The organism is Actinomyces sp. oral taxon 448 str. F0400 (assembly GCF_000220835.1).
Taxonomy (GTDB): Bacteria; Actinomycetota; Actinomycetes; order Actinomycetales; family Actinomycetaceae; genus Actinomyces.
Map to the genome: position 1 here is coordinate 2,775,965 of NZ_GL985606.1, position 20,909 is coordinate 2,796,873.

At 72.3% G+C, this 20,909-nt stretch carries 18 protein-coding genes and 1 tRNA gene; 2 read left to right on the top strand and 17 right to left on the bottom strand.

The features are described from left to right. The first annotated feature begins 140 nt into the window (after positions 1-140). Positions 141-1,673, top strand: coding sequence for a sensor histidine kinase (locus HMPREF9062_RS11730; protein ID WP_034254300.1), 1,533 nt, complete (start codon positions 141-143; stop codon positions 1,671-1,673). Further along, complete coding sequence (locus HMPREF9062_RS11735; RefSeq protein ID WP_009750373.1) at positions 1,670-2,362, top strand: response regulator; 693 nt, start codon at positions 1,670-1,672, stop codon at positions 2,360-2,362. Before HMPREF9062_RS11730 ends, HMPREF9062_RS11735 begins: the two co-directional genes overlap by 4 nt. A gap of 19 nt (positions 2,363-2,381) precedes the next feature. On the opposite strand, the gene pth is transcribed toward HMPREF9062_RS11735, so the two are convergent. The 17 genes from pth to HMPREF9062_RS11820 all read right to left on the bottom strand — a co-directional run bounded on the left by pth (position 2,382) and on the right by HMPREF9062_RS11820 (position 20,849). Then, positions 2,382-2,981 (bottom strand): aminoacyl-tRNA hydrolase, encoded by a 600-nt coding sequence (gene pth / locus HMPREF9062_RS11740; RefSeq protein ID WP_009750374.1) that lies wholly within the window; start codon positions 2,979-2,981, stop codon positions 2,382-2,384. Positions 2,982-3,033: 52 nt separating this feature from the next. Beyond that, entirely contained in the window at positions 3,034-3,651 is a 618-nt protein-coding gene (locus HMPREF9062_RS11745; RefSeq protein WP_009750375.1) for a 50S ribosomal protein L25/general stress protein Ctc, read from the bottom strand. Positions 3,652-3,983: 332 nt separating this feature from the next. Beyond that, positions 3,984-4,766 (bottom strand): type I 3-dehydroquinate dehydratase, encoded by a 783-nt coding sequence (gene aroD, locus HMPREF9062_RS11750; protein ID WP_009750376.1) that lies wholly within the window; start codon positions 4,764-4,766, stop codon positions 3,984-3,986. Next, a complete protein-coding gene (locus HMPREF9062_RS11755; RefSeq protein WP_009750377.1) occupies positions 4,763-5,743 on the bottom strand; it encodes a Ppx/GppA phosphatase family protein in 981 nt (326 codons plus the stop codon). The genes aroD and HMPREF9062_RS11755 overlap by 4 nt, the downstream gene beginning before the upstream one ends. Beyond that, on the bottom strand, positions 5,721-6,287 hold the full coding sequence (locus tag HMPREF9062_RS11760; RefSeq protein WP_050795361.1) for a DUF501 domain-containing protein: 567 nt from the start codon (positions 6,285-6,287) through the stop codon (positions 5,721-5,723). Before HMPREF9062_RS11760 ends, HMPREF9062_RS11755 begins: the two co-directional genes overlap by 23 nt. A gap of 68 nt (positions 6,288-6,355) precedes the next feature. Continuing rightward, positions 6,356-7,060, bottom strand: coding sequence for an FtsB family cell division protein (locus HMPREF9062_RS11765; RefSeq protein ID WP_034254302.1), 705 nt, complete (start codon positions 7,058-7,060; stop codon positions 6,356-6,358). Between the two features lie 279 nt (positions 7,061-7,339). Continuing rightward, positions 7,340-8,626 carry a phosphopyruvate hydratase gene (gene eno, locus HMPREF9062_RS11770; RefSeq protein ID WP_009750381.1) on the bottom strand — a complete coding sequence of 429 codons (1,287 nt, stop codon included), beginning with the start codon at positions 8,624-8,626 and terminating at the stop codon, positions 7,340-7,342. A gap of 216 nt (positions 8,627-8,842) precedes the next feature. Further along, entirely contained in the window at positions 8,843-9,868 is a 1,026-nt protein-coding gene (gene fepB / locus HMPREF9062_RS11775) for a Fe2+-enterobactin ABC transporter substrate-binding protein (protein WP_009750382.1), read from the bottom strand. Positions 9,869-9,944: 76 nt separating this feature from the next. Beyond that, positions 9,945-10,796, bottom strand: coding sequence for an ABC transporter ATP-binding protein (locus tag HMPREF9062_RS11780; protein ID WP_009750383.1), 852 nt, complete (start codon positions 10,794-10,796; stop codon positions 9,945-9,947). Further along, a complete protein-coding gene (locus HMPREF9062_RS11785) occupies positions 10,793-11,872 on the bottom strand; it encodes a FecCD family ABC transporter permease (protein ID WP_009750384.1) in 1,080 nt (359 codons plus the stop codon). Before HMPREF9062_RS11785 ends, HMPREF9062_RS11780 begins: the two co-directional genes overlap by 4 nt. After that, on the bottom strand, positions 11,869-12,915 hold the full coding sequence (locus HMPREF9062_RS11790; protein ID WP_083820068.1) for a FecCD family ABC transporter permease: 1,047 nt from the start codon (positions 12,913-12,915) through the stop codon (positions 11,869-11,871). Before HMPREF9062_RS11790 ends, HMPREF9062_RS11785 begins: the two co-directional genes overlap by 4 nt. 103 nt (positions 12,916-13,018) lie before the next feature. Beyond that, positions 13,019-13,570 carry a hypothetical protein gene (locus HMPREF9062_RS11795; RefSeq protein WP_009750386.1) on the bottom strand — a complete coding sequence of 184 codons (552 nt, stop codon included), beginning with the start codon at positions 13,568-13,570 and terminating at the stop codon, positions 13,019-13,021. An 88-nt stretch (positions 13,571-13,658) separates the two neighbouring features. After that, on the bottom strand, positions 13,659-17,474 hold the full coding sequence (mfd, locus tag HMPREF9062_RS11800; RefSeq protein WP_034254304.1) for a transcription-repair coupling factor: 3,816 nt from the start codon (positions 17,472-17,474) through the stop codon (positions 13,659-13,661). 111 nt (positions 17,475-17,585) lie between these two features. Then, on the bottom strand, positions 17,586-18,308 hold the full coding sequence (locus HMPREF9062_RS11805) for an LPXTG cell wall anchor domain-containing protein (RefSeq protein ID WP_034254306.1): 723 nt from the start codon (positions 18,306-18,308) through the stop codon (positions 17,586-17,588). Positions 18,309-18,528: 220 nt separating this feature from the next. Further along, positions 18,529-19,503: a ribose-phosphate diphosphokinase gene (locus HMPREF9062_RS11810; protein WP_009750389.1), complete on the bottom strand. Its 975-nt coding sequence runs from the start codon at positions 19,501-19,503 to the stop codon at positions 18,529-18,531. Positions 19,504-19,620: 117 nt separating this feature from the next. Next, complete coding sequence (locus HMPREF9062_RS11815) at positions 19,621-20,610, bottom strand: bifunctional UDP-N-acetylglucosamine diphosphorylase/glucosamine-1-phosphate N-acetyltransferase GlmU (protein WP_009750390.1); 990 nt, start codon at positions 20,608-20,610, stop codon at positions 19,621-19,623. Positions 20,611-20,777: 167 nt separating this feature from the next. After that, positions 20,778-20,849 (bottom strand) — tRNA-Gln (locus tag HMPREF9062_RS11820). Positions 20,850-20,909 lie beyond the last annotated feature (60 nt).

Consider the following 20,909-nt stretch of genomic DNA (forward strand, 5'->3'; position numbering starts at 1 on the left):
CGCCGTCGGCCCCACTCTCGGGCGACGCCCGAACGAATACCGACGATGCGAGATACGCAGGACACAATGGTCCCGTGGACCGCGCAGAAATCCCGAAGCCCCCGCAGACCCACTCCGGGGACGGGAACGGAGCAGAGACGATGAGCATATCCCCCAGTGCCATACGCCTCATGCGGTGGCAGAGTCGGCATCGGATCCTGACCGATTCCGTGCTGTCGCTCCTGGTGCTCGGACTCGACGTGCTGCTGTCCCTGGCACCACTGCTGATATCCGGGGAGCTCCCCTCCTTCGAGTCCTGGCTGCCCGCCACCATCGCCGCCACGGCCCTGTGCACCGCGGCCCTGTGCCTGCGACGCACACGTCCGGCCACCGCGTGGGCCGCCGTCGTCATCGTCCCGGTGCTGCACCACCTCACGATCCGCTGCACCTCCGGACTCGATCCGGAGAACATCATGGTCGTGACGGGAACCATAGCCGCCTACTTCATTATCGGCACCCCCCTGTGCCTGATCGCGCTCGCCATGCGCTACCGTCCCGTTTGGGCGTGGACGGCGGCCGTCGCCTCCGCGCTTCCGTTCTGGCTGGTTCTGACCTGGCCGGGCGGGCTGGTCACCAGAGCGTCATGGTCCGAGCTTCTCATCTTCATCCTCATCAACGTCATTGCCGCCCTGATCGGAACGATCATGCGGATTCAAGACATTCAGCTGCGCGAGGTGGAGGCGCGCTCGGCGCGCCTGGTGCTGGCTCGGGAACAGGAGGCCCTCCTCGCGGCGGCCAACGAGCGCGGCCGTATCGCCCGGGAGATGCACGACGTCGTCGCCCACTCCCTGGCCGTCATGATCACCATGGCCGACGGCGCCGCGGCGGCCGTCGAACGCAACCCCGCCATGGCCAAGGAGGCCCTCGGCATGCTCGCCGAGACCGGACGCTCCGCCCTGGCCGACACCCGTCGCCTCGTCGGCGTCCTGCGCGATGACCCCGGCGCCTCCTCCGCTCCGTCGCAGACCCAGCCCCAGGACCCCGCGGACGACTCCCGCGGAGCCAGTCGACCCGACGGTCCCGACGATGCGCCGGCCGGCCCCGGCACCGCGGCCCCGACTCGGACGCCCGAAGTCCGCGACCTGCCCGTCCCCGAGTTCGCGCCGCCGGGCACCGTCGCCCCCATCGAACCCAGCGAGAAGATCGCCGACCTGCGCCGGCAGGCCACCGGCAGGAGCGCGGACGCCTCGCGGGGCGACATCCCCCTGGCGCCCGCGCCGGAGCAGGCGGACCTGACAGTACTCGTCTCCCGCTTCGAGGCGGCGGGCGTGCCCGTGACCTACACGTGGAACGGCACCCGCCTGCCCGAGGACAAGGGCCTGCAGCTGACCCTGTTCCGCGTCGCCCAGGAGGCTCTGACCAACGTCCTGCGCTACGCGCCCACGACGCACGCGGTGGCGGTCACCGTGGAACGCCACGCCGGCACAGCAGTGCTCACGATCGACAACGAGGCCGCGCCGGGCTCCAAGCCGATGCACGGATCGGGCAAGGGCCTGATCGGCATGCGGGAGCGCGCGGCCGTCTATGGTGGCACTGTTCAGGCGGGGCCGACCGCCACGGGATGGCGTGTGCGCGCCGTCCTGCGCTGGGATGAAAACGACGAAGGGACCTCTCCGTGGAAGCTTCCGCTATGAGCTCCTCCACCGGCCGGGCCGAAGGGGCGCCGGTCACCGTGGTGCTGGCCGACGATCAGGCGCTCATGCGCATGGGGTTCCGCATGGTGCTCGACGCGGAGGACAGCATCGAGGTCATCGGCGAGGCCTCCGACGGGGCCTCCGCCCTCGCCCAGGCCCGCGCCCTGCACCCCGACGTCATCCTCATGGACGTGCGCATGCCCGGTATGAACGGCATTGACGCGACGACGGCCATCACCGCCCACTGCCCCAGCACGAAGATCCTCATCCTGACGACCTTCGACCTCGACGAGTACGCCTTCGCCGGATTGCGGGCCGGCGCCAGCGGCTTCCTGCTCAAGGACACCCGGCCGGCCGAGCTCGCCGAGGCGATCCGCACCGTGGCCGACGGCGAGGCCGTGGTCTCCCCGCGCATCACGAGACGCATGCTGGAGATGTTCGCCTCCCACCTGCCGGACGACGGAAGCCAGGCGATCGATGAGGACCCCCGGATCGCCTCGCTCACGCCGCGCGAGCGGGAGATCCTCGTGCTCATGGCGCAGGGAATGAGCAACTCGGAGATCGCCGCCCACCTGGTGGTCTCGGCCACGACCGTCAAGACCCACGTGGGCAACATCCTGGCCAAGCTGGACGTGCGCGACCGCGTCCAAGCCGTTGTCGTCGCCTACGAGACCGGCCTCATGGCCTGACCGAGTCCGGCGCCGCGCGTCAGCAGCAGGAGCGCAGGCGCTGCCGGGCGTCCTCGAAGCCGCGGGTGACGACGTCCTCGACGGTGTCGGCCGCCCGCTCGAGCGTGACGGCGAGCGAGTCGCGTTCCCGCGCGGGAAAGTCCGACAGGACGAAGTCGGCCGGGTCCTGCCGCCCCGGAGGCCGCCCGATCCCCACGCGCACGCGCATGTAATCCCGCATGCCCAGGGCCCGGCTGATCGAACGCAGGCCGTTGTGCCCGCCCTCACCGCCACCACGCTTGAGACGCAGCTCATGAGCGGGCAGGTCGAGCTCGTCATGAATGATGAGCAACCGGTCCGCCGGGTCGACGTCGTAGAACCGGACGAGCGCCGTGACCGTGCCGCCCGACACGTTCATGTAGCCGGCGGGCTCGGCGAGGACGACGCGGGGGCCGGGCGCCCCGCCGGGCAGCGTGCCCACGCGCGCCTCGGCCGCTCGCGCGCGGGACCTGTGCCCGCAGAGCCCGACCCCTGTGCGCCCGGCCAGGACGTCGATGACCATACGGCCGACGTTGTGGCGGTTGCGGGCGTACCGGGCCCCGGGGTTCCCCAGCCCGACGATGAGCCAGGGGTCGTTCACGGCTCTCCTCCGGGTGCACGCGGGTGCACGGTCGCGATCCGCAGTCGCGGGATCACTCAGCGGCGGGAGCCTCGTCGGCCGTCCCGCTCTCGGCCGTCTCATCCGCGGGGACGTCATCGGCGACGGCGGCCTCAGCGGCCACGTTGACGATGTCGGTGGCGGCCTCGGTAACGGCCTCGATGCCCTCGGGCAGGGCGACGTCGGCCATGCGTACGGCGGTGCCCGCCTCAATGCCCGTGATGTCGACCTCGATGGATTCGGGGATCGAGACGGCCGGGGCAGAGACGAGGACGTGGGGCAGCTCGATCATGTGGATAGTGCCGGGCGCCGGCTCACCGACGACGGTCACGGGGATCTCGACCTCGACGCGCTCGTTGCGGCTGACCAGGAGGAAGTCGACGTGCTGCACCCCGGGGCGGATGGGGTGGCGCTGGACCTCCTTGGTCAGAGCGAGGACGGTCTCGCCGTCGATGTCGAGCTCGACGAGCGCGTTGTCGTTGCCGCGCAGTGCGAGGCGGGCGTCGTGCTCGTCGAGGAGGATGTGGCGCGGATCGGTGCCGTGACCGTAGACGACGGCGGGGGCCTGGCCGGCGCGGCGGGCCCGACGGGACGCCCCCTTGCCGAGGTCGCTGCGAACGGTGGCCTTGAGGGTGATGGCGTTGTCGGCCATGAGTGCTCCTGTCATGGCGGGGCCGCGCCCCGCGGGTGTGGTGGTCCGGCGCCGCGACGAGGCGCGGCGCCCTGGAGGGCCACCACGTCGATCACGGACGCGCTCGCGCGTCCCTCGCCGGGGCGATGGACGCAGTGTATGCGTCCGGCCGCCGGTCGGCCAGTGCCCGGCCGGCGAGGCCCGAATGAGGCGTCCTCTCCCTCCCGGGCGAGTGCGCCGTGCCACCGGATACGGGGCCGGCGGGCGAGGCTTGCGCCCGCAGGAGCGGGCGGGGCCGACGGGGCGTCCACCGGTCCGGTCGAGCCGAGCGGACAGCGGCCGGGCCGCCCGGATCACTCGAGCCGGGCGGACAGCAGGCGCAGTCCCGCCCGCACCTGCTCGATGGGCAGCTGGCCCGGGGCGGAGGGGTCGCCGTCGACGCTCGCGAAGGTCAGGGCCGAGCCGAACACCGCCCCGCTCACACGGCTGACCGCTCCGAGAGCGCCCATGGACATGGTCACCACCGGCAGGCCCAGCTCCTCGCTCGCCTGCGCGGTCACCGCCAGGAGGCGAGCGACGTCGCGGGCGCTGCGCGGCATGACCGCGAGCTTGGCCACGTCCGCGCCGGCCCCCGCCATGGCGCGCAGGCCCTCCAGCATGACGGAGTCCCCGGGGGTGGCGGCCGTGTCGTGGCGGGAGACGACGGCCTCGAGCCCCGCCTCGTGCGCCGCCGCGACGAGCCCGGCCGTCCAGCCGCGGGCCGACTCGACATCGAGGGCCGCGGGCCGTGCGTCGTCGTCCAGCGCGCCCAGGCTCCCGGCGAGGGAGCGCACCAGCGTCCGGTAGGCGTCGTCGTCCAGCCGTGCCCCCCCGCCCTCCGCGGCGGTGCGCACGGTCACCAGCACCCGTGCGCCGCCCGACTGCGCTGACAGCTCACCGGCCAGGTCGGCGAGGCCGGTCGGGCCGGCCGCGCACGGCGACCCGGGGCCGGCCGCCAGCAGATCCGCGCGCAGCTCGATGACGTCCGCGCCCGCCCCGACGGCGGCCCGGGCCTGAGCGCAGCAGGCGTCGGGCGTCGTCCCAGTGGTGGCGACCGCAATCGCCACTCGCCCGTCATCGGGCAGCAGGCGGCTCACCGGGCGGGCTCCGCCAGGGACAGGGCGATGCCGTCGAGGATGTCGTGGAGGCTGGTCACGGTCGTGGCCAGCGGCCGTCCGGCGGCCCTCGTGGCGGCCACGACCCGGGTGATGACCTCGCTCCACACGAGCGCACCGCCGGCGATGACATCACGACGGCCCGGCCGCAGGTAGCCCCAGGACTCGCGCTCGGCGGCGGTGGAGTGCACGATCGCCTCGCAGGAGGCGAGGACCGTCTCGACGCTCAGCCGGGCGCCGTCGATGGCCATGGGGTCGAACTCCTCCAGTCCCAGGGCGTGGGCGGTGACAGTGGTGATCGTGCCGGCCAGACCCACGAGCTCGGTGGCGGCGCCCAGGTCGACGGCGCCGGCCGCCCCCTCCAGCAGGCCGCGCACATCCCGACGCGCGGCCTGCTCGGCCTCGGGGGTGAGGCCGCCCGTCAGGTGGCGCTCGGTGATCCTCACGCTGCCGGTGTCCATGGAGACGGCGGCGACCGGAGCGCGCGCGCCCAGGACCAGCTCGGTGGAGCCGCCGCCCAGATCCACGACGAGCCGTGAACCGGAGGAGGCCGCGGCGCCCGCCCCGAGCAGCGAACCGGCGAAGGACAGGCGCGCCTCCTCCCGGCCGGAGATCACTTCGGGCTCGATCCCCAGAACGGCGCGCACCCCTTCGACGAAGTCCTCACGATTGGAGGCGTCGCGCGTGGCGGAGGTGGCCACGAAGCGGCCGCGACCGCCGGCCAGGTCCACACCCAGCTCGGCGCAGGCGGCGGCGTAGTCGCGCACGACGTCGAGTGTGCGAGCCAGTGCCGCGTCGTCGAGCCGGCCGGTGCGATCCACCCCCTGGCCGAGCCGCACGATCTCATTGGTCCGGCGCACCGCCGTCAGGCGGACGCCGCCCGCCCCGTCCCGGACGAGATCGGCGATGAGCAGACGGATCGTATTGGTGCCGCAGTCAATGGCGGCGACGCGCGTCATGGGCGGATTCTCCTGGGTCGGTCCGGATGCTGCGGGAGGGGCCCGAGCACGAGCAGCGGCCAGGATCCCACAGATTCCGCTCGGCCAGAACGTCCAGAGTCAGGTCCCCCACGGGGTTGACTCCGCGACCGGCCGCCAGCGCATGCCCCACCAGGGCGTGGAGGCACTTGACCCGGGCGGGCATACCGCCGGCGGAGACGCCCTCGATCTCCTCGGGCCGGCCGAGCTCGGCGCGACGGGCCAGGTAGTCCTCGTGGGCGGCCGTGTAGGCGGCGGCGAGCGCCTCATCGTCAGCCAGACGCGCATTGAAGTCCTCCATGAGGTGCTCGGCCTCCAGGGTGGAGCACCCTTTCACGGCCGCCGGGTGCGTGAGGTAGTAGGTGGTGGGGAAAGGCGACCCGTCGGACAGACGCGGCGCCGTGCGTACGACCGCCGGTCGACCGCACACGCAGCGGGCGGCGATGGCGACCACGCCCCGGGGGACCCGGCCGAGCTGCTCGCGCAGGGCCTCCAGGTCCGTATCGGTCACCGTCCGGGGCCCCATGTCGGCCGGAGCGGGGGCCGGCGCGCTGCCGGCGACGAGGCGGGGAGTCCGATTCACGGGGCGTCGCCTCACCGTCCGGTCGGGGCGGGATCGGATGCGCCAGGGGCGGCCGGCGCATCCGACGCGGCTGGCGAGAGGGTCGGCCAGCCCTGCCGGGCGGGGTCGACGGCGCTCATCCCCTCCTCGTCCCCGCCCGCCGTCCTGGCCGAGTCCCGCAGGACCTCGTACCAGGGGCTCCGCTCTGTCTCGTCGGTCATCTCGGAGGCGTCCCCCGTTCCACCGCTCCCAACCTGGTCGGCGCCGACGACGACGTAGGTCGTCTCACCCGGCATGACGTAGGACAGCCGCTCACGGGCCTGGGACCTGACGTAGTCCTCGTCCTGCCAGCGGGCGGCCTCCTCCTCCAGGGCGGACGACGTGGCCCGCGCGTCGGCGATCTCGTTGACGACGGCGTCGTAGCGGGCACGCTGGGACAGGTACCCGCGCAGCGAAGGGAAGACGACGACGAAGGCCAGCAGAAGGACGAGAGCCAGACTGATCGCGTGAGCGGGAACGGCCATGCCGTCAATGCCGCCCAGGCGGAGGACGGTCCGCTCCGGGGGCTGACCGCCGCGGTCGGTGCGGTCGGTGGAGGAGTCCGGGCCCGTGGGCGGCGCGGCGGCGTCCGGAGGCGGGGTCTGCTGCTCGGGGCCCGACCTGGAGGCGGTGCGCGCACCGCGGCGAGTGCCCGGGCGCACTCCCGGGCGGGCGGGTGCGGGTCGGCGCGGTGTCATGATGCTGATCCTGCCGCAGGCGTCAGACGGGGGCTAACGCCGACGTCGGCGGGTCGCTCGCCCTGGGCGTACCAGCGTCCCGGCCGCCGTTCACGGCGCGCCGCCGCACCCCGCCGCCGTCGGGATGCCGCAGGGAGAACCGCCACGCCCCGACGGCGGCCAGCAGGAGCATGACCCGCGACGAACTCTCCGCCGCCGTTGGACCGGGCCGGCGCCGGCCGGCTCAGCGGTCGGCCAGCGAACGCATCGCACTGAACCGACCGGCCCGACCCGAGCAGCTCACGCCTTGAAACGGGGGAAGGCGCTGGCGCCGGCGTAGACGGCGTCCTCGCCCAGGGTCTCCTCGATGCGCAGAAGCTGGTTGTACTTGTTGATGCGCTCACCGCGAGCCGGTGCACCGGTCTTGATCTGGCCGGCGTTGGTGGCCACGGACAGGTCGGCGATGGTGACGTCCTCAGTCTCGCCGGAACGGTGGGAGGTCATCGTCTTGTAGCCGGCGCGGTGGGCCATCTCGACGGCCTCGAGGGTCTCGGTCAGCGAACCGATCTGGTTGACCTTGACCAGCAGCGCATTGGCGGCGCCCAGGGAGATGCCCTTGGCCAGACGGTCGGGGTTGGTGACGAAGAAGTCGTCACCGACGATCTGGACCTTGTCCCCGATCTCCTCAGTCAGGTGCTTCCAGTCATCCCACTCGTCCTCGCTCAGCGGGTCCTCGATGGAGACGATCGGGAAGTCCTTGACGAGCTTCTTGTAGTAGTCGACCATCGAGGCCGTGTCCTGAGCCTCCCCCTCGAATGCGTAGGTCTTGGTCTTGTCGTCGAAGAACTCGGAGGAGGCGACGTCCATGGCCAGGGCGACGTCGACGCCGGGCGTGTAACCGGCCTTCTCGATGGCCTCGACGATGAGCTCGAGGGCCTCGCGGTTGGAGTCGAGATTGGGCGCGAAGCCGCCCTCGTCGCCCAGGCCGGTGGACAGGCCGCGCTCCTTCACAACCGTCTTGAGCGAGTGGTAGACCTCGGCGCCCATGCGCAGCGCCTCGCGGAAGGTCTTGGCACCGATCGGGGCGATCATGAACTCCTGGATGTCGACGTTGGAGTCCGCGTGGGAGCCGCCATTCATGATGTTCATCATCGGCACGGGCAGGACGTGGGCGTTCGGGCCGCCGACGTACTGGAAGAGGTCCAGCCCGGCGGACTCGGCGGAGGCCTGGGCGGCGGCGAGCGAGACGCCCAGGATCGCGTTGGCGCCGAGCTTGCCCTTGTTCGGGGTGCCGTCGAGTTCGATCATGCGGCGGTCCAGCCCGCGCTGGTCGGCGGCGTCGAAACCGATGACCTCGGGGGCGATGACATCGTTGACATTGGCGACGGCCTTCTCGACTCCCTTCCCGCCGTAACGGGACTTGTCGCCGTCGCGCAGTTCCACGGCCTCGAAAGCGCCGGTGGAGGCTCCGGAGGGGACGGCGGCGCGAGCGGAGGCGCCGTCCTCGAGCAGGATCTCGACCTCGAGGGTCGGGTTGCCGCGGGAATCGAGGATCTCGCGGGCGTGAACGTTCTCGATGAGGGCCACTTGGTGCTCCTAAAAGTTCTGTCGATCGATCGAGATGATCCGTATGCAGGGTCAGCCTACCGGGCGCCGCCCGCCGCATCGAGGGCGTAGGTCCCCAGAAACCGGCCTGTTCACGCCGGGCGAGCGGGTCGGGCGGCCTCCGAGTACGACGGGGCCGGGTGGGCGAGTACGACGGGGCCGGGTGGGGCCGCCGACCTCCAGGTGGGCGGGCGGCTGTCAGGCTGCGTAGGACTCCTCGAGGGAATCGATCATGATGAGGGCGGAGTAGTAGTCCAGCCGGAAGGTCGAACTCGGCAGGTAGGCGACCCGACCCGCCCGATACGCCGCGGCGGTGCTGAACGCCGCATTGGAGCTCACGATCCGCTCGGTCTCACCCCCGGAGGCGACGACGACCCAGTTGTCGCCGGTCACACCCTTCTGGACGTTCTCCAGTGAGACCTTGACGATATCCTGCCGTTGCCCCATGGAGGTGTCCCCCTTCACCTCGTCGGGGATCTCCGCCATGGTGAAGCCCAGTTCGGCGAGGATCTGAACCTGCGGGGAGACGCCCGTGAGAATGGCCGCCGCCCCCTCACCTCCCCCGGACTCGAAGACGACGAACGCGGAAGTCGTTCCCTCGGGAACGGTGATCGCATCCTTGACCTCGGTCAGCCGCGTCTCGACGTCGGCGATGGCCTCCCGGGCCTCGGCCTCGCAACCGGTGGCCTCGCCGACAAGGGCCGTCACGTCCTGCCAGGAACGCCCGCCGTAGTCGATGACGAGCACCGGGGCGATGTCGCGCAGCTGCTCGACGCTGTCCGTGAAGGAGTCTGCGCCGGTCTTGGCCACGAGGATGAGGTCGGGCTCGTAGGCGAGGACCCTGTCCATGTCCGGGGAGGAGTTCTCGAACAGCTTCTCGACTCCGGCGTCCCGGGCCCGCTCCGACCACTGGACGAAGAATCCCTGGGAGTCGGTCAGCCCGGCGTTGTCGGGGGCCGTGGCCCCCGAGGCCACCACGGGCGCGCCGACGGCCAACAGGGAGCCGGTCAGCGTCACCGAGGTCGACACGATCCGCCGGGGCTGAGCGTCGATGGTCACCTCGCCGTCGTCGCAGGACACGGTTCGCGGCCAGTCGCCCGAGGACTGGGCGGCCGGAGTCTCGGAGTCGGACGACGAGGCGGAGCAGGCGCTCAGCTCGGCGGCGAGGACGGCGCCCAGGCCGGCGCCGGCGAGCGCGCGGCGGCGCGAGAGGAGAAGAGACATGCGGATTTCCTTTTCGTGCGAGCCCCGTCATGGCGACGGAGCGCAATGGTGGGCGGTGATGGTCAGTGGGCGGTGATCAGGGGACGGGCCCCAGGTGAAGGGGGACGACCATGGGCGTGCCCGCCACCGGATCGGGGACGACGACGACGTCGAGGCCGAAGACCTCGCCGACGAGGTCGGCGGTGAGCACGTCCTGGGGCGCACCGACCGCCCGCACCCGGCCCTCGTGCATGACCACGAGGCGGGTGGCGCAGCGCGCCGCCTGGTTGAGGTCGTGAAGGACCGCGACGATCGTCCGGTCCTGCTCCTCGTTGAGACGTCGGCACAGCTGGAGCATCTCGACCTGGTGAGCGAGGTCGAGATACGTGGTGGGCTCGTCCAGGAGGATCGTCGGGGTCTCCTGGGCGAGGACCATGGCGAGCCAGACCCGTTGACGCTGCCCGCCCGAGAGGGCGTCGACGTCGCGGTGGGCCAATTCGGCGACGCCGGTGAGCTCCATGGCGCGCACCGTCGCCGCCTCATCGGCCCCGCTCCACTGGGAGAGCAGACCCTGATGGGGGAAGCGTCCGCGGGAGACCAGGTCGCGCACCGTCATGCCGTCGGGGACCCGGGCCGACTGGGAGAGGAGCCCCACTCGACGCGCCACCCGCTTGGTGGCCATACCGGCGATGTCGGCGCCGTCCAGGAGGACGACGCCCTCGGTCGGCCGGTGCAGGCGCGCCAGGGCGCGCAGCAGGGTCGACTTGCCGCAGGCGTTGGGGCCCACGATGGCGGTGAGCTCCCCGGCGGCCAGGTCCAGATCGAGGTTCCGGGAGACCACGTGGACGTCGTAGGCCAGGGTCAGGGCGTCGGCGCGCAGGCGGATCGACGACGCGCCCCGGCCCTCATCGGCGTCGGAAGCGGACGGACGGGATGCGGATGACGTCATCGCAGGACCTTCCGTGAGCGGGCCGCGACGGTGAGCACGACCATGAGGTAGGCGCCGCCGACGGCGCTGGTCGCCACACCCACCGGGAGGGACTCCAGGACGGCCTGGGTGGCGATGTCGGACATAAGCAGGAGCAGGGCTCCGGTGGCGGCGGTCAGGATCAGCGGCGGCACGGCCCGCCCCGCCAGACCCCGGGCCAGGTGCGGGGCGATGAGAGCGACGAAGCCGATGGGGCCGGCCGCCATGGTGACGAGCGCGACGAGGAGGGTTCCGCCCATGACGAGGGCGAGACGGACTCCGGTCGCATTCACCCCCAGTCCGACGGCCACGTCCTGCCCGAGGAGCAGCACGCGACAGGACCGGTCCAGCCGCGTCATGGGCACGAGCACGGCGGCGATCCCCACCAGGGCGGGCAGGGTCACGGACCACCTGGCCGCGGCCAGGGTGCCGGTGACGGCGCGCAGGGCTCCGAAGGCGGTGTCGGAGTCGACCCGCACAATGAGCCACCGATTGAGGGATTCGAGCATCGAGGAGATGGCGATACCGCCCAGCACCAGTCGCAGGCCCCCGAAGCCTCCGCGCCGCGAGAGAACCAGGACGGCCGCCCCCGCGAGGCCACCGCCGAGGAGGGACGCCAGCGAGACGGCGACCATGTTCACAGGCAGGACGAGGACAGCCAGCAGGATGCCGGTCTGCGCGCCCGTGGAGAAGCCGATGAGGTCGGGGGATCCCAACGGATTGCGGGTCACCACCTGGAAGGCCTGGCCGGCCGCGGCCAGGGCCGCTCCCGCCCCGATGGCCAGAAGGATCCGCGGAGCCCGCCATCGGGTGACGACCAGCGTCGTGGCGCGCCCGCCCCGCCCGCGCAGCGCCTGGAGGATCTCGCCCCACTCGAGCGCGAAGGACCCCACCCGCAGGGCGAGGATTCCCAGGCAGACGATGCCGATCAGGAGAAGAACGCCGACGAGGACGACGCGCGGCTCGATGAGGACCGACGCGCTCCGGCGTCGCAGCCACCAGCGCCCGGCTGCGGGGCCGGGCCCGGTGCGGGGCGGCCGGCAGGACGCGCCCCTCACCCGCGCTCCTTGGACCGACGCAGCACGAACAGGAGCACCGGAGATCCGACGAAGGCCGTGAGCAGCCCGACTTGAAGCTCCGCGGGCCGGGCGATGAGACGTCCGAGCACGTCGGCCGCCAGCATGAGGACCGGCCCGAGGACCGCACTGAGCACGATGGTCCAGCCCCTGTCGGGCCCCGCGAGCCGCCCCACCACGAGAGGCACCATGAGGCCGACGAAGCCGATAGGGCCGGCGATGGCGGTGGCGGTGCCGCACAGGAGGGTGAGACAGCCCAGCGCCGCCGCCCGGACGACGGGGACCCTGGTGCCCAGGGAGGCGGCGACGTCGTCGCCCAGGGACATGGCGGTCAGGCTCCGCGCGATTCCCAGAGCTCCCAGGACGCCGAGGCAGACGAGGACGGACACGAGCACCAGAGGCAGGTCCGTGCGGGTCAGGGAGCCCGCATCCCAGTAGCGGAAGGCGTCGAAGACCTCGGGGCGTCGCAAGACGACCGCCTGGATGACGGCGCCGGAGGCCGCGGAGAAGGCGACGCCGACCAGAACGAGTCGCACCGGCGAGGCGCCGGCCGCACCCGCCGAGCCGAGGCCGAGGACGATCAGGGAGGCGCCCAGGGCGCCCGCGGAGGCGAGCAGGAGCTGGTCATGCACGGCGGTCAGACCGGCGAGCGAGCCCAGGACGACGGCGAGCGAGGCCCCGGAGCTGACGCCGAGCAGGCCGGGCTCGGCCATCGGATTGCGGGTGACGGCCTGCATGATCGCCCCGGACACCGCCAGAGCGCAGCCGGTGAGGAGGCCGAGAACCGTGCGGGTCACGCGCTGGCCGACGACGAACCCCTCGTAGCTGGCGGTGCGGTGGGCCAGCTCGGCGCGCAGCACGTCCAACGGCAGATCCGAGGACCCCACGGCCAGCGACAGCCAGACGACTGCGGCCAGGAGCAGCAGGGAGCACAACAGGAGGGCGGGTCCGCGCGTCGCCGCCCTTGAGCGGGGGGCGGGCTGGGCGGCTCGAGTCGGGGCGCGTCCCGGACGGGCTGACTTCATACCTGGGCACCTCGTGAACGGCGATGCCGCACACCCTATGCGAACAAAGTTAGCCTCACCTAATCATTCCGCTTTTTGGACGGGTCGCCCCGGTCTGGGCCGGTCAGCCCGGAGCCATCGTCGGAGAGCTGCTGGAGCCGCCATGGACGAGCCATCTCTCCCTGGTCAGGGTGTAGCGAGGCGAGGCATCACCGGTCGTCGAGTCCTTGATGGCGCTGGCGTCCGACCCGAGCTGGGCCAGCGTGTCCTGGTCCAGCGCGCTGAAGCTCTGCTGGATGAGTATGGAGCGGACGGCGTTGATCGTGGGCCGGGAGTAGTCGCCGGGGCCGAGCTGGGTCTCCAGAGTGCTCCGGGCATCGTCATCGGTCACGGTGATGCCGTACCGCCCGGCGAGCTCGTCATAGGGCTGCAGCACGACGAGAGCGCTGAAGACCGTGTCGCTAGTCACGCCATCGATCGCGGACAGCTGGGACGACGCGGTCTGGACGTCCTCCTCCGAGACGCGCACGGAGCGGGTCGCCCCGTCCAGACCCGTGTACGAGCCCACGTAGGCCTGCCCGGGGTGCGCGGAGCACCCGGTGAGCGCCCCTCCGGCCAGTGCCAGGGCGGCGGCTGCGGCGAGGAGACGTGCGGTGCGCGGGACGGTACGGGTCACGGTGAGCTCCTTATGACGGGTTCCAGGTGGAACCGACGGTCGGTGCTCATGGTATCCCGCGTTCGTGACGGCCCGCCCGCGCCCGCCCTCAGCGCCGGCGTCGATATCTGGTGGCCTCGGTCTCGTAGTCGGCCTCGCCGGCGACGACGGCGTGAAGGAGCACCTCCGCCCAGCGCAGCAGCGCCTCGCCCTCGACCGCTCCCCCGCCCATGCGGGCGGCGCTCGGCGCCGGGACGACGATCGTCCGGGTCGCGGGCTTGAGCACGGTGCCGGGGTAGAGACGGGTCAGTCTCATACGCGCCGACTCGGCCAGAGACACGGGTGCGAAGCGGATCGACTTGCCCTGCGCGACGATCTCCCGCACCCCCAGGCGGGCCGCGAGCGCGCGCAGGCGGGCCAGGGCCGCCAGGCGCGCCGTCGCCTCGGGGACGGGACCGTATCGGTCGGTGAGCTCATCGAGGATGTCGTTGACGTCGGCGTCCGTCCGTGCGGCGGCGAACTTGGTGTAGGCCTCCAGACGCAGCCGTTCGTGGGGCACGTAGTCCTCGGGGATGGTGGCGTCCACCGGAAGGTCGACGCGCAGGTCCTCGTCGATCTCCGCCTCCCCGACCTGCGGCGCTTCGGCTCCTCCGACCTGAAGGGCCTTCTTGTAGGCGGCTACGGCCTCGGAGACCATGCGCACGTACAGGTCGAAGCCGACCCCGGCGATGTGACCGGACTGCTCGCCGCCGAGCAGGTTGCCGGCGCCGCGGATCTCCAGGTCCTTCATGGCCACCTGCATGCCGGCCCCCAGGTCGGTGTTGGAGGCGATGGTGCGCAGCCGCTCCAGGGAGGTCTCGGTCAGGGGCTTGTCGGCCGGGTGGAGGAAGTAGGCGTAGGCGCGCTCCCGGCCGCGGCCCACGCGTCCGCGCAGCTGGTGGAGTTGACTGAGCCCCATGCGGTCAGCGCGATCGACGATGAGAGTGTTGGCGTTGGACACGTCCAGCCCGGTCTCGACGATGGTGGTGCACACCAGGACGTCGATCTCCTTGTGCCAGAAGTCGTCGATGACCTTCTCCAGGCGCGCCTCGCTCATCTGCCCGTGGGCGGTGGCGACTCTCGCCTCGGGCACGAGGTCGGCCAGCTTCGCGGCGACGGCGTCGATGTCCTCGACCCGGTTGTGGACGTAGAAGACCTGCCCGTCGCGCAGCAGCTCGCGACGGATGGCGGCGCCGACCTGCTTGGTCTCGTAGGCGCCGACGTAGGTCAGGATGGGGTGGCGGTCCTCGGGCGGGGTGGCGAGCGTCGACATCTCGCGCAGGCCGGTCACGGCCATCTCCAGGGTGCGGGGGATGGGGGTGGCGGACATGGACAGGACGTCGACGTCGGTGCGCAGCGCCTTGAGGGTCTCCTTGTGCTCGACGCCGAAGCGCTGCTCCTCGTCGATGATGACCAGGCCCAGGTTCTTGACGTGCACTCGCCCGGTGATGAGCCGGTGCGTGCCGACGACGACGTCGATCGTGCCGTCGGCCAGGCCGGCCAGGACCTTGGCGGATTCGGCCGGCGTCTGGAAGCGGGAGAGTTGGGCCACCCGCACGGGGAAGCCGGCGTAGCGCTCGGAGAAGGTTTCGGCGTGCTGGGTTACGAGCAGAGTCGTGGGTACGAGCACGACGACCTGCTTGCCCTCCTGGACGGCCTTGAAGGCGGCGCGCACGGCGATCTCGGTTTTGCCGTAGCCGACGTCGCCGCAGATGAGGCGGTCCATGGGCTGGGCGGCCTCCATGTCGCGCTTAACGTCGTCGATGGTGGCGAGCTGGTCGGGGGTCTCGGTGTAGGGGAAGGCCTCCTCGAGCTCGGCCTGCCAGGGGGTGTCGGGGCCGAAGGCGTGGCCGGTCGTCGCCGAGCGGGCGGCGTAGAGGCGCACGAGCTCGCCGGCGATCTCGCGCACGGCCTTGCGGGCCCGGGACTTGGTCCTGGCCCAGTCCGCGCCGCCCATCTTGTTCAGGACGGGGGTCTCGCCGCCGATGTACTTGGTGACCTGGTCCAGGGAGTCGGTGGGAACGAGCAGCCGGTCGCCGGGCTGGCCGCGTTTGGAGGCGGCGTACTCGATGACGAGGTACTCGCGGGTCGCCGGGCCCGCGGGGTCCTTCGCCCCGGTCCTTCCACTGCCGATTCTGCGGCGCATGAGCTCGACGAACCGGCCGACGCCGTGCTGGGCGTGGACGACGAAGTCGCCGGGGCGCAGCGAGAGCGGGTCGACGCTCTTGCGGGAGCGGCGGGCGGGGACGGTCCTGCGCTCGCGCGGACCCGCCTTGGCCCGGCCGGTCAGGTCGGACTCGGCGATGAGGGCCAGGCGCAGTGTCCGGGCGACGAAGCCGTGACCGGCGCCGGCTTGGGTGACGCGGATGACGCCGTCGCCTCTTACGGTGCCGTCAGCGGCGACGTCGCCCAGGTCGGCCGGTTCGTCGAGTTGGGTGACGATGCGGGCGGGCACGCCGCTGTCGGCGAGCAGCTGGGCCATGCGCCGGCCGGGTCCGGGACCGTCGGTGGTCACGATGACGCTCCAGCCCTCGCGCGCCAGGTCGCCCAGGTCGGCCGTGGCCTCCTCCAGGCGACCCCGGTAGCGCTCGGGGTCGCGCAGGGCCGGCTCGGCGACGTCGGGCGAGGCGGCGAAGGAGGTCAGGGACCACCAGCCGCGGTTCGTCGATAGAGCCAGAGCGCGGGCCTCGGCGAGCGGGGCGAAGGCGGCGGCGGACAGATCGATGGGGACGGTGCCGCCGGAGGCTGCGGAGGTCCAGGCTGCGGCGAGGAACTCGGCGGTGGTGGACACGAGGTCCTCGGCGCGCTTGCGCACCCGCTCGGGCTCCAGGACGACGACGAGGCGATCGCCCACCACGTCGAGCAGCGGGACCATGCGGTCCACCAGGACCGGAGCGAGGGACTCCATGCCCTCCACCGGGACACCTTCGGCGATCCTGTCCAGCATGTCCGCGGCACCGGGGATGACGCCGGTGAGCCTGCGGGCGCGCTCGCGCACGGCATCGGTCAGAATGATCTCACGGCAGGCGGTGGCGGTGACGCCCCCGACCTCCTCGATGGTGCGCTGGTCGGCCACGGCGAAGGTGGAGACGGATTCGATCTCGTCGCCGAAGAAGTCGACGCGCACGGGGCGGGCTCGCGTGGGCGGGAAGACGTCGAGGATGCCGCCGCGCACGGCGAATTCGCCGCGATTCTCGACCATGTCGACCCTCGTGTAGGCGGCTGCGGCCAGACGCTCGGCGGTGGGCTGAAGGCCGACGTCCAGGCCCTTGGCGAGGTGGACGGGCTCGAGGTCGCCGAGTCCCTCGACGATCGGGGCGAGCAGAGCGCGCACGGGCACGACGAGCACGCGGATCGGGCCGCGTTCAGGGTCCGGCGCTCCGGAAGGCCCAGGGTCCGGCGCTCCGGAAGGCCCAGGGCCAGCGGTGCGCGCGGCGCCGGTCCGCCCGTCCTCGGGGTGGGCCAGACGGCGCAGGACGGCCAGACGAGTGGCGACGGTGTCGGCGCGCGGGGAGAGCCGCTCGTGAGGGAGGGTCTCCCAGGCGGGGAACACGGCGACGTCGTCGGCGGGCAGGTAGCAGGCCAGGGCCGCGGCGGTCTCCTCGGCCTCGCGGCCGGTGGCGGTGATGACGAGCAGCGGGGGACCGTCGGCGGCCGGGACCGGAGCGGGGTCTGCCGACGCGGCGGTGCCGGGCGCCCGATCCGGTGCGCCGGTGGCGCGGGCGATGCCGGCCTCCCCCAGCGTCATGGCCGCCAGCACGGCGGGCCGCGCGCCGGGGGGGACGACGACGCTGCGGTCGGTGCGCGAACGGCCAGCGGCCGCGGCGACGAGGCCGTCGACGGTCGGGTCTGCGAGCAGCAGAGGCAGAAGAGCAGTCAAGCGCACGACGAGCAGTCTAAAAGGTCGGGTCCTCGGCCCGCCCACCGGGATCGGTTCGTCGCGATTCATCGCGGTTCCCGTCGTTGCGGCGAGTCGAGCGGCGGGCGCGGACGGGGCTCAGGCGCTCCGACGACGCCGGACCACAAGGCCGGCCCCTGTCACCATCATCGCCGCCGAGGCGGCGAGCGGCGCGAATGCGGACCCCCCGGTCTGCGCCAGCGAAGCGAAGGGTCCCAGGGCGCGCATGGGCTGCGACGCGGGCACCGGTACGGCCGACAACGACGCCGGCGTCTGCACGAGCGGCACGGGCTCGGCGGGCGGCTCGGCGGTCGGGTCCTCCAGGAACCCCATGCCCCGCTGGTCCTGCACCGGTCTGACGGCGGGCGCGGGCGCGGTCCCGTCGTATCCGGCGCCCGCCCCGGCCGGGATGGCGGCGCCGGGATCGGGGGACGGGTCGAGGTCGGGCTGCCCGATCGACGGCTGGGCGACCGAGGGCTGGGGGTAGCTGGGCCGCACGCCTCCGGTCGGCCCGGACGAGGGCGGTGCGGAGCCGGGTGACGCGGCGGTGGAGTCGGCGGGGGATCGGACGGGGGTGGGTTCGGCGCTCGGAGGGGCGGAGGGTCCGTCCGCCCCGGCCGGCGTCCCGGCCGAGAGGGCCGGTGCCGGCTCCGAGGATCCGGAGCAGACGGCGGTTGCGGCGGCGCCGGGCCCATCGCCCGCGTCCGCCCGGGCCGTCGCCGCGGGCACGACCGGAGTGAGGACGACGACCAGGCCGAGGGACAGGACGAGAAGGGGCCGACGATCGGCCGCTCGGTTCTGACAGGGGATAACCGTGAACATCGGGACTAGCTCTCCAGGAGGGACGAGAGATCAGGGCGGCTGCCACGATAGTCCAATGTCGCGACCAACTTCAATAAAATCCGCGCGCATCGAGAGGAATTATCGGCAGAAGGAGAGGACATGCGCGGGTCCCGCTCCTACGGGTACGGGCCCGTTCCGGAAGCCTCATACCATCCGCGGGCGGGCACGGCCGGGTCTTCGCACGGTTCTTCAGAAAACCTCAGAACTCGAACAGGCCGGCCACCGAACCGTCATCGAAGACGGCCTTGACGGCCCGCGCCAGCAGCGGTGCGATCGGCAGGACGGTCAGCCGCTCGAAGCGTTTGGGCTCCGGGATCGGCAGGGTATCGGTGACGACGACCTCCCGGGCGCCGCAGGTCGACAGGCGGTCGACGGCCGGGCCGGAGAGGATGCCGTGAGTCGCGGCGACGATGACATCCTTCACGCCGGCGCCCAGCAGCACCTGGACGGCCTTGGCGATGGTGCCACCGGTATCGATCATGTCGTCGACCAGCACGCATGAGCGTCCTTCGACGTCGCCGACGACGCGATTGGCCACCATCTCGTTGGGACGGGTGATGTCGCGGGTCTTGTGGATGAAGGCCAGCGGCGTGCCGCCCAGGGCGTTGGCCCAGCGTTCCGCCACGCGGATGCGACCGGCATCGGGGGAGACGACGGCGGCATTGGCGGTGTCGATGCGTCCGCGGATGTAGTCCACGAGAACCGGTTGGGCCCACAGGTGATCCCAGGGGCCGTCGAAGAAGCCCTGCTCCTGGGAGGAGTGCAGGTCGACGCTCATAATGCGGTCCGCGCCCGCCGTCTTGTACAGGTCCGCCACGAGGCGCGCGGAGATGGGCTCACGACCCAGGTGCTTCTTGTCCTGGCGGGCGTAGGGGAAGAAGGGGGCGACAACGGTGATGCGCTTGGCGGAGGCGCGCTTGAGCGCGTCGACCATGATGAGCTGCTCCATGAGCCAGTCATTGACCCGGTCCCCGTGGGATTGGACGGCGAAGACGTCGCAGCCTCGCACCGACTCGTTGAAACGGACGTAGGTCTCCCCGTTGGAGAAGTCATAGGAGGTCGAGGAGAGCACCTCGGTGCCGAGCTCGGCGGCCACGTCCCGGGCGAGCCGGGGGTGCGCCCTGCCCGAGACGACGACCAGTCGCTTCTCGCCGCTGGTGATGATGCCCGTCATGGCGTGGTTCCTCTCTCGCGGTCGGTGGGACCCTCTGGTGAGCGCGCCGGCGCCGGGGCGTCCCCGCGCTCTCGTGCATGCACGCGGCTTTCAGCGCCGGGGTGCGCCCGGCGGCCATCAGCCGGGGGCGGCGTCGCCGTCGAGCTGGCTGAAGGGCGCGACGACCGCGCCGGCGGGGATCTCGACGTCGGTCAGGATGGCGTAGGCACCCACACGAGAGCCCTCGCCGATGCGGGTCGTGCCGCGCAGGAGCGCGCCGGGCTCGAGGGTCACATCCCGGGCGAGCTCAACGTCGACGTCCACCCGGGTGCCGACCGGGTCGACAACGCCGACGCCCGCCTCCATCCAGCGGGCCAGCGTGCGCCGGTTGAGCTCGGCGCCGAGCGCGGCCAGCTGGGCGCGGTCGTTGCAGCCCTCGACCAGCCAGTGATCAGCGACCACCAGGGCGGAGGTGGGCCGGCCCGCGGCGCGGGCGCGGGCGACGACATCGGTGAGGTAGACCTCCCCCTGATCGTTGTCGGTGCCCAGGGCGGCCAGGGCCGAGCGCAGGTGGGCGGCGTCGAAGACGTAGACGCCGGCATTGATCTCCGTGATGGCGCGCTGGGTCGGGTTCGCGTCGCGCTGCTCGACGATCGCCGAGACGGCGCCGTCCGGCTCGCGCACGACACGGCCGTAGCCAGTCGGGTCCTCCAGGACGGTGGACAGCAGGGTGACGGCGTCGCCGCGCTCGACGTGCTGGGCGAGCAGGGCCCGGAGGGTCGCGGTGTCCAGGAGCGGGACATCGCCGCTGGTGACGACGACGGGCCCTGTCAGATCGTCGGGCAGCCGGGCCAGACCGCAGGCGACGGCTCGGCCGGTACCCGGGACGTCGTCCTGATCGGCGGGCACGGCGTCCGGTGCGACCTCGGCCAGGTGGGCGACGACGGCGTCGCGCTCGTGACGGACGACGACCACCAGGTGCTCGGGCTCCAGGCCGCGTGCGGCGCGGACGGCATGATCGAGGAGACTGCGTCCGCCAATGGTGTGGAGCACCTTGGGGGTGGCCGAGCGCATGCGGGTGCCCTTGCCTGCGGCCATGATGATGACGGCGGTCGGAGTGGGAGCCACGGGTCCTCTTCTCGCAGGTTCTCGCAGGTGGTCGCGGATCGCGCCCGGTGCAACGAGCGCACGCCGTCATCCTACGTCGCCCATGGCGGCAGGAGACGGGGCGTGTCGCGCGCCGCCGTCGCCGTCGGACCGGTACGCGCCGCTCCGCCGGACCCCGCCGCGTCCGGTTCCGCCCCCAGGGTTCGAACCCGGACCTCAAGGCTCCAAAGGCCTGCGTGCTGCCACTACACCAGGGCGGATCACCGCGACCCGGATGCACCGGCCCCGCGGCTGCGCCAGTGTCTCACGGCCGCATCGTC

What these genes read in the sequence shown, in the direction of transcription:
- HMPREF9062_RS11810 (WP_009750389.1), bottom strand. Translation starts at nt 19,503, where the DNA reads ATGACGGGCATCATCACCAGCGGCGAGAAGCGACTGGTCGTCGTCTCG.
- HMPREF9062_RS11745 (WP_009750375.1), bottom strand. Translation starts at nt 3,651, where the DNA reads ATGGCCGACAACGCCATCACCCTCAAGGCCACCGTTCGCAGCGACCTC.
- HMPREF9062_RS11780 (WP_009750383.1), bottom strand. Translation starts at nt 10,796, where the DNA reads ATGACGTCATCCGCATCCCGTCCGTCCGCTTCCGACGCCGATGAGGGC.
- HMPREF9062_RS11735 (WP_009750373.1), top strand. Translation starts at nt 1,670, where the DNA reads ATGAGCTCCTCCACCGGCCGGGCCGAAGGGGCGCCGGTCACCGTGGTG.
- HMPREF9062_RS11730 (WP_034254300.1), top strand. Translation starts at nt 141, where the DNA reads ATGAGCATATCCCCCAGTGCCATACGCCTCATGCGGTGGCAGAGTCGG.
- HMPREF9062_RS11765 (WP_034254302.1), bottom strand. Translation starts at nt 7,060, where the DNA reads ATGACACCGCGCCGACCCGCACCCGCCCGCCCGGGAGTGCGCCCGGGC.
- HMPREF9062_RS11755 (WP_009750377.1), bottom strand. Translation starts at nt 5,743, where the DNA reads ATGACGCGCGTCGCCGCCATTGACTGCGGCACCAATACGATCCGTCTG.
- HMPREF9062_RS11760 (WP_050795361.1), bottom strand. Translation starts at nt 6,287, where the DNA reads ATGGGGCCCCGGACGGTGACCGATACGGACCTGGAGGCCCTGCGCGAG.
- HMPREF9062_RS11805 (WP_034254306.1), bottom strand. Translation starts at nt 18,308, where the DNA reads ATGTTCACGGTTATCCCCTGTCAGAACCGAGCGGCCGATCGTCGGCCC.
- HMPREF9062_RS11790 (WP_083820068.1), bottom strand. Translation starts at nt 12,915, where the DNA reads ATGAAGTCAGCCCGTCCGGGACGCGCCCCGACTCGAGCCGCCCAGCCC.
- fepB (WP_009750382.1), bottom strand. Translation starts at nt 9,868, where the DNA reads ATGTCTCTTCTCCTCTCGCGCCGCCGCGCGCTCGCCGGCGCCGGCCTG.